Origin of the sequence: uncultured Ruminococcus sp. (genome assembly GCF_946415235.1) — a bacterium.
GTDB lineage: Bacteria > Bacillota > Clostridia > Oscillospirales > Ruminococcaceae > Ruminococcus.
Window position 1 is genome coordinate 1 of sequence record NZ_CAMKRR010000090.1, and the last position, 11834, is coordinate 11834.

The 11834-nt window shown below is 47.4% G+C and carries 10 protein-coding genes; all 10 read left to right on the top strand.

Annotated elements, in window-relative coordinates:
• The first annotated feature begins 191 nt into the window (after positions 1 to 191).
• The 10 genes from Q0R37_RS12625 (at position 192) to Q0R37_RS12670 (ending at position 11666) form a co-directional block, all read left to right on the top strand.
• Complete coding sequence (locus tag Q0R37_RS12625) at positions 192 to 566, top strand: hypothetical protein (protein WP_294754848.1); 375 nt, start codon at positions 192 to 194, stop codon at positions 564 to 566.
• Positions 567 to 684: 118 nt separating this feature from the next.
• On the top strand, positions 685 to 1674 hold the full coding sequence (locus Q0R37_RS12630) for a radical SAM protein (protein WP_294754849.1): 990 nt from the start codon (positions 685 to 687) through the stop codon (positions 1672 to 1674).
• Positions 1675 to 1706: 32 nt separating this feature from the next.
• Positions 1707 to 3380, top strand: coding sequence for a DUF2207 domain-containing protein (locus Q0R37_RS12635; protein ID WP_294754850.1), 1674 nt, complete (start codon positions 1707 to 1709; stop codon positions 3378 to 3380).
• Between the two features lie 207 nt (positions 3381 to 3587).
• Complete coding sequence (locus Q0R37_RS12640; RefSeq protein ID WP_294754851.1) at positions 3588 to 4154, top strand: sigma-70 family RNA polymerase sigma factor; 567 nt, start codon at positions 3588 to 3590, stop codon at positions 4152 to 4154.
• 15 nt (positions 4155 to 4169) lie between these two features.
• Complete coding sequence (locus Q0R37_RS12645) at positions 4170 to 5450, top strand: hypothetical protein (RefSeq protein WP_294754852.1); 1281 nt, start codon at positions 4170 to 4172, stop codon at positions 5448 to 5450.
• A complete protein-coding gene (locus Q0R37_RS12650) occupies positions 5440 to 5577 on the top strand; it encodes a hypothetical protein (RefSeq protein ID WP_294754853.1) in 138 nt (45 codons plus the stop codon). The genes Q0R37_RS12645 and Q0R37_RS12650 overlap by 11 nt, the downstream gene beginning before the upstream one ends.
• 179 nt (positions 5578 to 5756) lie before the next feature.
• Positions 5757 to 6467, top strand: a complete 711-nt coding sequence (locus tag Q0R37_RS12655) for an ABC transporter ATP-binding protein (protein ID WP_294754854.1) — start codon at positions 5757 to 5759, stop codon at positions 6465 to 6467.
• Entirely contained in the window at positions 6457 to 9921 is a 3465-nt protein-coding gene (locus tag Q0R37_RS12660) for an FtsX-like permease family protein (RefSeq protein WP_294754855.1), read from the top strand. Before Q0R37_RS12655 ends, Q0R37_RS12660 begins: the two co-directional genes overlap by 11 nt.
• Positions 9922 to 10005: 84 nt before the next feature.
• Positions 10006 to 10680: a response regulator transcription factor gene (locus Q0R37_RS12665; RefSeq protein ID WP_294754857.1), complete on the top strand. Its 675-nt coding sequence runs from the start codon at positions 10006 to 10008 to the stop codon at positions 10678 to 10680.
• Complete coding sequence (locus tag Q0R37_RS12670) at positions 10677 to 11666, top strand: HAMP domain-containing sensor histidine kinase (protein WP_294754858.1); 990 nt, start codon at positions 10677 to 10679, stop codon at positions 11664 to 11666. Before Q0R37_RS12665 ends, Q0R37_RS12670 begins: the two co-directional genes overlap by 4 nt.
• Positions 11667 to 11834: the final 168 nt, after the last annotated feature.

Sequence of the window (11834 nt, forward strand, 5' to 3'; positions counted from 1 at the left end):
GAGGTCACAGCATGAAAGCACAGTACACAGCTCCCGAAATGGAGATAATCACATTCGACAGTGAGGACGTTATCACTGTAAGCTTAGGCATCGCTTCAAGCGATACAGAGCTCGAACCGCAGTAACGTGTAATGGCAGTCCGCAAAGGGCTGCCATTGTTTAAGCATACTTTTATATTACGGAGATAAGCTATGAAAATATCATTACCTGTTATGCTGATAGCAGCTCTCACGCTATGCGGCTGCAACAGCGGAAACAGCACAGAAACCGAAAGCAGCTCCGCGGAGACAACTGCTGTGACCACAACTGCTGCGGAGACAACATCGGTCACTTCAACAACTGTAACGACGACTGCGACATCAAAGGTTAGCGCTGTTACAACAACTGCCGCAGGCTCGGAGGCTGCCGCATCAGACATCTCCGATGAAGCCGCGCTCATGGATTCGGGCATTATCCTGCCCGAGGCCGGCGATACGGATACGACCTCGGAAAATGCAGAGCAGTTCACGTTCCCGCAATCGGAGGACGATGCTCCTATCGAGCTGCCCATAATACCTATCGGATAAAAACAAAAACAGGCGGATATCCGCCTGTTTTTTGTTTTCTGCAATAAAGGCGAAATTTCCGCATACATTGACAAATTTCCGACATAATGATATAATACTTACGACAGGAGTGTTGCCTATGCAGGAACAAAAAAACAAACACGTCATGCAGTGGCATATCACCCACAGATGCAATCTGAGGTGCAGTCACTGTTATCAGGACGAATACGGCTCGGAGCTCTCATTCGCGGAACTTGAACGCATTTTTTTGCAGTATGTCCGTTTCTGCGGGAAGTATTCTTTCCGCGGTCATATCAACTTCACAGGCGGCGAACCTCTTCTTTCCGAGCACCTCTTTCCCCTTATGAGGCTTTGCGACGAGCACCGCATTACCTTCGGACTGCTGACGAACGGCACTCTCATCGACGATAAAACAGCTGATACGCTCCGGCTTTTTCGCGGGCTCTCGTTCGTACAGGTCAGCATTGACGGTACAGAGGCTACTCATGACAGCGTCCGCGGAAAAGGTAATTTTCAGAAAGCCCTCAGCGGCCTTCAGCTTGTTGGCAAGCGGGGCATACAGACTATGGCTGCATTTACCTGCCATAAGCGGAATTACTCCGAATTGAAGGACGTTATCCGCATTGTCCGCAAAAAAGGCATTGACCGCTTCTGGGCGGACAGACTGATACCTATGGGAAGCAGCTGCGAAAACGTGCTGTCTACCGACGAATACCGCGATATAATTCGTATACTGACCAAAGAGCATGAACGGAAATGCCTTTTCACACATACAGATGTACACCTCAACCGTTCATTACAGTTCCTTGAGGGTGGAAACTGCTACTATCAGTGCTCGGCAGGGAAAACTCTCCTTACACTTCTTGCGGACGGCACTCTGCTGCCGTGCAGACGCCTGCCCATACCAATAGGCAGCTGCCTTGAGGAGGATATGACGGAGCTTTGCGAAAAAAGCGAGCTCATACATGAGCTGCGCGAACAAAGAATACCCAAAGAATGTCTGCCGTGTCCCAATGCACTGCTGTGCAGGGGCGGGGCAAAATGCCTGACCTACGTTGTAACAGGCGATTTCAGGAACAAGGATATCAATTGCTATTACAAATACTGAAGCCTTTTTACATTACGACAGGAGAAAAAACTATGATCGGAATTATCAGGACTAAATCAGCAAGACTGCTCGCTGTTCTGGCAGCATTATTTATCATCGCTTTCACTGTCTGCCCCTTATGCGCTTTTGCAGACAATAAATCCTACTCGGTAGACGGTGCCGAGTTCAGGGTCACTCTGACAAAAAGCGGCGACGCCGTCGTTTGCGAAAAGTGGGACGTTACATATCACAAAGGTGATTTTTCAAGATTCTACAAGGATATCTATAACCCGAACAACGCTCTGGAATACATCAGGAGCATCGACCTTATGGGCGCTGCCATAAACGGAAAGACCGCAGAGTATCAGTCAGGCGATAACAGGGCGGACGGAAGCTACTACGTTGAATCAAAAAGCGACAGGTTCACTGTCAGCTGGTATCAGCACGCTTCGGGAGAAACTGTGGAGTATGAGATAAAATACAATATCAAAGACGCGGTAAAAAGCGACGGCAGCGGCAGAGCAAAGTTCGCGGTAAGACTTATAGGCGAAAACTTTCCCAAAACAGTCGGCTCGGTAAAGACCGTGGTAGAGCTCCCCGCAAATGACTATTCCGCGGATATCACCCTCAGCAAGGGACAGGCTTCTTTAAACGGGAACACGGCTTCTTCAAAGACTTCAAACGTATCGGGTATGTATAAGCTAAACGTCGAAATGGCAGACGAATACTTCGACATTCTCCCGAGCCTCGGCAGTATTGACGTTCCGAAGCGTTCGGGCGGCGGCAGCAGCGGTGCTATGGCATTTCTTGGCATAGGCATAGGAATTTTTTCATGGCTCTGTCCCCTGGCAGGCATCGCGATCTTCATAACGGCAGTAATACTCCTTATATTAAAAGCTCCCACAAAGGGTAAGATAAAAAGAATTCTCAAAAAGGATCCCGACTGCTTCAGCAATGCGGCAGCTCGTATCGGAGCCGAGGTGCTCCCCTATTTATGGTACAGCTATATATACCCCTTTTACACCTGCAGCAGGGGCGACTATTATTCACGCATATTCTATCTTGAGATATTCGACCTTGTGAAAAAAGGCTATATCGAAATCACAGAGAACAGCTTCAGGATACATCAGAACGGCAGCGCGGACAGCTATTACAACGAGACAAGAGAGCTCGACGAAGAATTCATACGTATACTGTATGAGTCCGTAAACACTTCAAAGCTGAAAGCTCCCGATGAGATACCCTTTGACCAGCTTTGCAATGATATAAGCGACTTCACGGGATATTCGGAATTTGCAAACAAGCTTATGAAATGGAGCACTGCTTATCATAAGGCAGTAACCAAATCTCAGATCTACAAGCAGATGAAGGAGTCGGGCTCGCTGAAAAATCTCCGTAATGACATCGGCTTATGGGTAAACTACGGAAAATACATGGATCTTAATATCAATCCATGCGACTGTCTCGGTATAATCCAAAGGACGGGCACTATAGACTCTTATCCCGTTCTCGAAATGATGGCTTCAAAGTTCAGCTCCGTGGACACAGGTAAATACAATGCCGAGATATTCGGCCTGTATGCGGGAATGCACGGCGCATTCAGCTATATAACATCAATGTATGCTTCAAGCACTTCCGACACTTCCAGTGGAAGCAGCTGTAGTAGTTGCAGCAGTTGCAGCAGCTGTAGCAGTTGCAGCAGCTGCGGAGGCGGCGGCGCAGACTGACGTCTCACCCGAAAAGGTTATGGAAAGCTTTAACATTTTATGCAGGGGCGCTGTCCCCTGCATTTATTGTTTGTGAATAAACAGGAAATAAGTCGGCAGAAAAAATATTGCTGAAAACTATCTGTTCGTGTAACACTTTATGATTATTTTCCGATTGTTGTTTATGAAAGGTCGGCCTTACAAAATAAATCGCAGGGAGGAATGAAAATGACAAGCAGAGAACTGACAGATATGATGAAAAGTTCACCTGTCGCCTGTCATAAGGTACTTGTCAAAGAATACGGCAGATATGTCTATGCCATTGTTTACAACAAGCTGAGAGGCTGCGGCACTAATGAAGATATAGAGGAATGTGTCAGCGATGTCTTTGCAGATATCTTTATGAAATGCGAGTTCGATATCTCTTCGGACAGCGATATAAGATATCTTATCGGCACTATCGCAAAAAGAAAGGCTATAGACAGCTTCAGGAGCCTGACCGCAAGAGCAGGTCATTTTGCCGAAAGCGACGAGGACGAAATGATGGAGTTTGTCTCTGACTTCAGTGTTGACGAGCACGTTGACCGTTCTGAACTCCGACGCGTACTCCTCAATAAGATAGACGAGCTGGGCGATCCCGATTCAACTATACTTATACAGAAGTTCTATTATAACCGAAATTCCAAGGAAATAGCCCATGACCTGTCAATGAGCGCCGTTGCGGTAAGACAGAGATGCTCAAGAGCTATGGATAAGCTTCGCGCAAAGCTCTTGGAGATCGGTATAACACTTTAAGGGGAGGTAAAGGATATGAAAGAGAAAAAAATATTCGACATTCTTGAAGATGCGGAGTATGATTCAATGAACAGACTTTTCGAGAAATGCCCTGAGATCTCTGATGAGCAGCTCGACAGGATATATACCATGAGCGAGAAGAAGTTCAGAAAGATGAAAAAGGGCGCAGAAAGAACAAAGAGAGATAATAATATAAAAATGACAGATAACGATACCGTCGAAGGCGTTGAGCGCAGCAGAAGGCCTGTATGGCTCACTACTCTCAGCACAGCCGCTTCGATCGTGCTCATTGCAGGTATCGCTGTCGGAAGTACCGTGATGATAAAGGGAAACAAAAAGATAACCAACACCGACAGTCAGACACCGCCTGCTATTACTGCTACAACATTAACAGGTACTTCGTCTGCGTCCACACAAATGGATAATGCCGTCATAAAAACCACTGTTACTATTGTTTCGGGCACATCAGGCACATCTGATGCAGTTGTTACTCAGACCGTGACCGAACCTGCTTCGGAAGAAGCCGCGGATACAGAGTTCATAAAGCCATATGTCGGCAGATGGAGATATCAGACATCACCTACGAACCACGTTCACTATGACGGAACGGATACGGGCACTGTGGATATTTTCGGCGATGCGACCTACACCTATACCGACAAAAACGGCAACATCTCAAACGGTACGATCAAAAATCACACTGAAACGATAGGAGGCTCGGAGATATTCGGTCTTGAATTCTCGGGTGATACCTTCGCAGGTCACATAGCTTACTATACAGATACCGACGAGTTCCATTTCGGAAACGGCGACGCGGCACGTATAGTCCGCGGAACAAACAGCAGGACATACGCCGAGATAGCTATTGAAAAAATGGATATTTTCACAGAGACAGACTTCCTTTGTGCAACCATCACTGACCGTGAAGATGAAGTTGCGTTCGTCGAAAACGGTATAGAATACCACAGGGTAACAGACCTCTCGAAGATCGGTTCAATGTCCGAGCTCAGGGAGCGTTTAAACAGCAGCTTTACAGGCGAAGTTAAAAACTTCTTTACAGGAGAGCTCGAAGCACGTTTCAAGGAAAAAGACGGTGTGCTTTATGAAGCTGACGGTGTAAGAGGTTCATTCGGCTTTGATACAAGCGGCGGAGTTTATATCACCGATGCAACGGAAAACAGCTTCACCGCAACGACTTACAATACAGGCTTTATAGAAGCACAAGGCAGATTGTCAGCTGTATTCGTAAAGGAAAACGGCGAATGGAAAATAAGCAGCTACTCTTATGCGAACTAATGATATGCCGATATATGCAAATATCCGCGGACAGTATCAGTGCTATACTCATACAGAAGCTTTTATAACTATTATTGAGGAGGAACCTTTTGAAAAAGGGTCTCTCCTCAATGTTCACGGTCCTTAACGAAGAAAACATACTTAAACCGAATAGGACAACAATCCCGATACAGTAAGTGTCGGGATTTTTCTTTGTCAGTATAATAAATGAACTGATGTGTAAAGATGACAAAACTGTAAGATTCAGATAATGCCATTGTCATATAAACGTGCTATAATAGAATCAAAAGAACAGGAGGTATCGTTATGGAACTGTTAAAAGTTGAAAATCTTTACAAGGTATACGGTAAAGGAGAAAATGAAGTCAAAGCGGTAAACGGTGTGTCTTTCAGTGTTCCGAAGGGACAAATGGTCGCGATCGTTGGCGCAAGCGGATCCGGCAAATCCACACTGTTGCATATGATCGGCGCAGTCGACCGCCCCACATCTGGGAAAATATATCTGGACGGGCAGGATGTCTTTAAGCAGAACAACCGTGAACTTGCAATTTTCCGCAGACGGCAGGTCGGACTGATTTATCAGTTCTACAATCTGATTCCCGTCCTGACTGCCGAGGAGAATATCACGCTTCCTGTTATGATGGATGGTCGGAAACCCGATAAGGAGCATCTCGAAAAAACACTCGATATGCTCGGACTGAAAGAACGCAGAGATCATCTTCCCTCTCAGATGTCTGGCGGGCAGCAGCAGAGAGTATCCATCGGCAGAGCGCTTTTTACTTCTCCGCAGGTCATCCTTGCGGACGAGCCGACCGGCAATCTTGACAGCAAGAACAGCGCTGAGATTATGGAACTGTTTCGCCGCTCTAATAAGGAGTTAAAGCAGACTATCATCATTATCACACATGATGAGAAAATAGCCGAGCAATGCGACCGGGTCATTGTACTGAGTGACGGTAAAATCATATCGGACGAGGGCAATTCCACGAAGGGGGAGGCGGACAGCAATGAGATATGAAAACCTGCTTGCATCCCGCTATATCAAATCTCAGAAGCGGCAGTCGGTCTTTACCAGTGTCAGCATTATCGCTGCCGTGGCAATCATTGCGATGGTTTTTAATCTCTATAGCGTCTGCATGAATTGCCTTGAGAATACCTATTACAGTGATGCACCATATCATCTGGTTTTCAGCGAGCTGACCGAAGAACAGGGCGAAGCAATGGCGGATTTCGAGGAAGTCCGCTCTGTGAAGCTCAGCCGCACACAGGACGGCACTGTTAGGGCTGCTGTGTTATTCGGCAGCGATATCGGCGATCGCGAAACATGGCTGATGAATGTAGCCGAGCAGATCGGCGCGTCTCAGCAATATCAAAGAAGCAAAAACAACAGTATGCACGGCGCCTATGAATGGAACGATAACCTAATGATGATAGATGGCATCGGCGACGGCGCACACCTCTTCAAGCTGCGTATCTTCTGTATTTTCTTCATTTTTTCCGTGCTTATCACATTTGCGCTTCGTCTCATTATCGACACGGCGTTTGAAGTCTCGTCAAAGGAGCGTGAGCGTCACTACGGCGTTTTGCAGTCCATCGGCGCAACGCCCGAGCAGATCGTCAGGATCATCACCTATGAAGGACTGCGGCTGTGTATCATCGGTGTACCGTTCGGACTAATGGCGGGTATCGGGCTTGCCTATTTGATGTATAACGTACTGCTTGCCTCGGGACTTTCCGATCTGTTTCAGGGAATGACAAATGCTAAGATCTATCTTCCGTTCAGCATTGACTGGAAAATGCTGCTTGTTGCGGCGGCTGTCGGCGTGGTATGGGTATTTCTCTCCGCTTACGGCGTTGGAATGCGCATCATCAAAAAGACACCTATGGAAGCAATTACGACTCGTGCAAACAATGTGGAGAAGATCAAGCGGCACTCTCTTTCGGGATTGCTGTTCGGCGTTTCAGGCAGTATCGCTTCCCGAAATGCAAGGCGGCAGAAAAAGCGCTTTGTCATCACGGTGCTGACGCTGACCGTTTCGATCACAATGTTTGCATTGTTTTCCACAATGACGGAAACAGTCGAGCGCAGCATCACCGAACATACCGCTCTTATTATGTGGGGAGACAGCGAAAGCGAAGAAGGCGCAGCCAATATTGACTTTCAATTTGAGATCGGCAATCCTGAGAAAGGCATCAGCTACGGAGAAGCAGTCGAGGCGCTTTCCGGCAGCGGACTGTTTGAACATATAGCTGTTTTTGCAAACAAAAATTTTCAGTTTGCAGATTCCGAGGAGGCAGTGAGTGTTTGCTATATGAACAGGGAGGCCTACACGCGGTTTTTCGGAGCAGATGCACCGGTCAGTTATGACAAACTGGTCAGCTCCGGCGGATATGTATATAATTCCGCCTGCAAGGATTGCGCAAAGTATGTCGATCAGCTGCAAAGCGGCTCTCTGCGGCTTTTCAGTTACTGCACAACGGTGCCGGAAGGCACAGATATTGCGAATATAAGCTACAAGGAGCTCGTCAAAATCTGGGGCCAGGAAAAAAAGGAGCATACAGTCGATATCATCGGCTCAGTATCAAAAGAAGTGAAAGGATTCACACGCAGTAATATTGGTGATGTTTTGCTGATCGGCGCATTCGAGACGCATGAAAAGATCGCAGAAGACTGGTTTGGCTTATATTTATGGTTTGCAGATGTGGATTGTTCCTTTGTGGGGAGCAGCGCGGATGATTATCAGTACAATGCTGCCGACATGAAAAAAGCAGAGGACTGGTTCAGGGAGCATTCTGATGTCATTCCTTTACCAGAGGATGAAAAACACTATTTTGAATCGAGTTTATACAATATAAAGTGGAAAACGCACAGTATTCTGGCAACAGTCCGTGCAGGTGTGCTGATCCTCAATCTCCTGATTGCTCTGGCAGCGCTCATCAATCTGATGAATATTATTTCCACGGGTATCGCAAACCGCCGCAGCGAACTGGCATCCCTGCAATGCGTCGGCATGACCGACAAACAGCTTGACCGCATGGCGATCATCGAGTGCCTGCAATTTGCAGGTGCGGCGGCGATCATATCCGCGATCATCTGCGCGCTCATCATCTTCGGCACGGAAACCGGTTTACAAGCGCTCATCAATGCTTCTTTTGTAGACGAGAGCGAAGAAACCAGAAAAATGTTGATTTCTATGGTTCAGATCGATCCCGTCAAGCCGTTTGTCCGGATTGTCCTCTCTTCCATTGCCGCATTTGCAGCAGGCTGCGTGACTTCACTTGTCATGCTGCACACACAGAACAGCGACAGCCTCTCCGACCAGATCAAGGGTTCGGAGCTAAAGCTCGACGCGAAGAGATCGCATATTCTCCGAAATAGCGTGATAGCAGTTCTGAGTGCAGTTGTTATCGCTATCACAGGTCTGCGTACCTATTCTGTTGTATCATATTTGCATGACAGGAAAGAATACGAAAAGGCAGGATACCTCAACCTTGTGGACTCAAACGGCTTTAAGATGAACGTTTACTCCACTGGTGCGGAACACGGCAGGCATACTATTGTCGGGCTTGCAGGACAGGCAAGTTATGCCTTTCCTGTTGAGACGACCGAGCTGAATGAGCTGCTCGGCAAGGAGAATATGCTCGTTTATCCCGACCGTGCAGGCTACGGATTCAGCGGCGATTCTCTGAAACCGCAGACCGTGGAACAGATCGTTGAAGATTACCGCACGGGACTGAAAAATGCAGGCTTTGAAGCACCTTATGTGCTGATGGCACATTCCATCGCCGATTTATATGCGCTGTACTGGGAAATGCAGTACCCCGATGAAGTGGAAGCGATTGTCATTCTTGACGGCTCGATTCCGCCGAAAAGCGAACTCTGGCAAACCTATACCGTCGAGGAGGAATTCCCTTCCGAAGATGCAGGACGTACAGCTATGCGCAGACTGGTCCTGCGTACATGGCTCGGGATGAACAGACTCTTTCCCGATAGGAACTACGACGGCGGAGCAACACAGGGCGCTGCAACATTTTCAGACGAGCAGCTCAGACTTCCAAAGCTATGCAATAACCGCTTCTGGACTGCCGCCTTTGCTTCAGAAATATTGCTTGAAAAGCAGGAGGTAACGCATATGGGAGAGATACTTCACCCGACCGACACCCCTAAGCTTTATTTCTCCACGCTCTACACCTGCGAAGCAGATGTACGTGCTTCACTTGAACGCATGAAAGCAGACCACGAGGCAGAAGGCAAGGCGTTTAACATCGATCCTGAAACTGCCGCAAGAGCAGAATGGAAACAGATAGAATGGGAGATAGAACAAGCCCAAACAGAAGAGGACGATTTTATGGATAAGATCGGTAATTGCAGGCTGGAATACGTTGCGGGTGACCACGGTATTTTCTACGCACAGGAGCCTGAACAAATAGCAAGCTCCATACTCGGCTTTCTTGCAGAGACAACAGAATAACACGAAGCGGACGGTTTTCCTGCCGTCCGTTTGCATTCACAGGCAGAGTATGCTATAATAGAAACAGAACTGGAGGTGGCGAAATTGCCGAAAATATTGCTGATAGAGGATGATGAACAGCTTGCGAGATTTCTGATGCGGTTTCTCAATTCTGAGGGCTATACCACAGATTATGCAAACGGACAAAAGGACGCCATGCGCCTGTTTGAAGAAAACACATATGGCTGTGTACTGCTCGATATTTCTCTGAAGGACGGTAATGGCTATTCAGTCTGTGCTGCGATCAAGGCGCAGAATGATACGCCGGTTATTTTCATCACCGCATCGGCAGACGAAGCCTGCACAGTCGCTGGATTTGAGATTGGTGCAGATGATTACATCGGAAAACCCTTTGGCACACGCGAGCTGCTTGCACGTATGAAAAATGTCATGCGCAGGGCACAGAAGACCTCTCCGCTTTTGCGTTGCGGCAATGTGACGATAGACCCGATCAAGGGCATTGTCCGAAAAAATGGCAGCGAGATAGCAATGTCCGCGCTCGAATACCGACTGCTGCTGGTGTTCTTCTCCAACAAGAATCAGCTGTTATCCCGTGACAGGCTTGCGGAGGAGCTGTGGTCGCTGACAAAGGAGTTCATTTCCGATAACACACTGAGCGTTTATATTCGCCGTCTTCGTGAAAAAATCGAAACAGAACCACAGGATCCGCATATCATCGTCACTGTCAGAGGTCTCGGCTACAAGGCGGTGGATGAATGAGAGATAAAAAACGCAGGCTCATTCACGTTCTCCTGACCGCCGCACTGGTTATCCCCTGCCTGTTTTTCAGCATTCCGTGCACAGTCATGGTGACAGTTACTTCGGCGGTGTTCTTTGTTTTTTATGAGCTGCTGTTTGCTCAGCGGCGCAGCAAGGTCATGAAGCTGTGCGATAACATTGACGGTATCCTTCGCAGCGATGACCTCATCTCGTTTGACGAATACAAAGAGGGCGAACTGAGCGTGCTTTCTGCGGAAATTCATAAAATGACGATTCGTCTGCGCGAGCAGAATGCAGAGTTGAAAAACGAAAAGCAGTTCGCAAAAGAAGCACTGGAGGATATTTCCCACCAGCTGCGCACACCGCTTACTTCCGTCATGATGATACTCGGACTTATGCGCTCCTCCGACCTGACGGACACGGAACGCGTTGAGTATCTGCGCGACCTGTATGAGCTGCTGGCACGTATGAAATGGCTCATAGAAACTATGCTGAGCATTTCCAGGATAGATGCCGATGCGGTAAAATTTGCAAAGGACGCGGTTTCATGCCGCGAGCTGATAGAAAAGTCTGTTGAAATGGTATCGGTAATGGCAGAACTGAAAGGCGTGGAGATCAGGACAAAAAACAATGAAGACCCCGAATTCATCGGCGATATGCATTATACATCCGAGGCAGTCGTGAATCTACTGAAAAATGCGATCGAGCATACGCCACAAGGCGGTACGGTCACTGTGACGGCAAATGGCAGCAATATTTCATCCAATATCACAATTGCTGACACCGGAACAGGCATCCCGGAAGGGGAACTGCCACATATATTCGAGCGTTTCTATCGTTCTTCCGAGTACACGAAAAACGGATTCGGTATCGGTCTTGCATTTGCAAAGAAGGTCATCTCAGCACAGGACGGAAGCCTGAAAGCATCCAACCGCAAGCCTCACGGTGCGGTATTTGATATTCATTTCTATAAAACCACAATATAAAACAGGCAGATTTTCATTCTGAGAAATATCTGCCTGTTTTGTTACAATTAGCTTAATTGAGCACAAGGAGCATTTTTTATAGAAGCTGATTCTACCCGCTTAATGACTATTTGACATTTAGAAGATTAGGATTATATATATTGTGCGCAATGCACATTGAGGACCTCC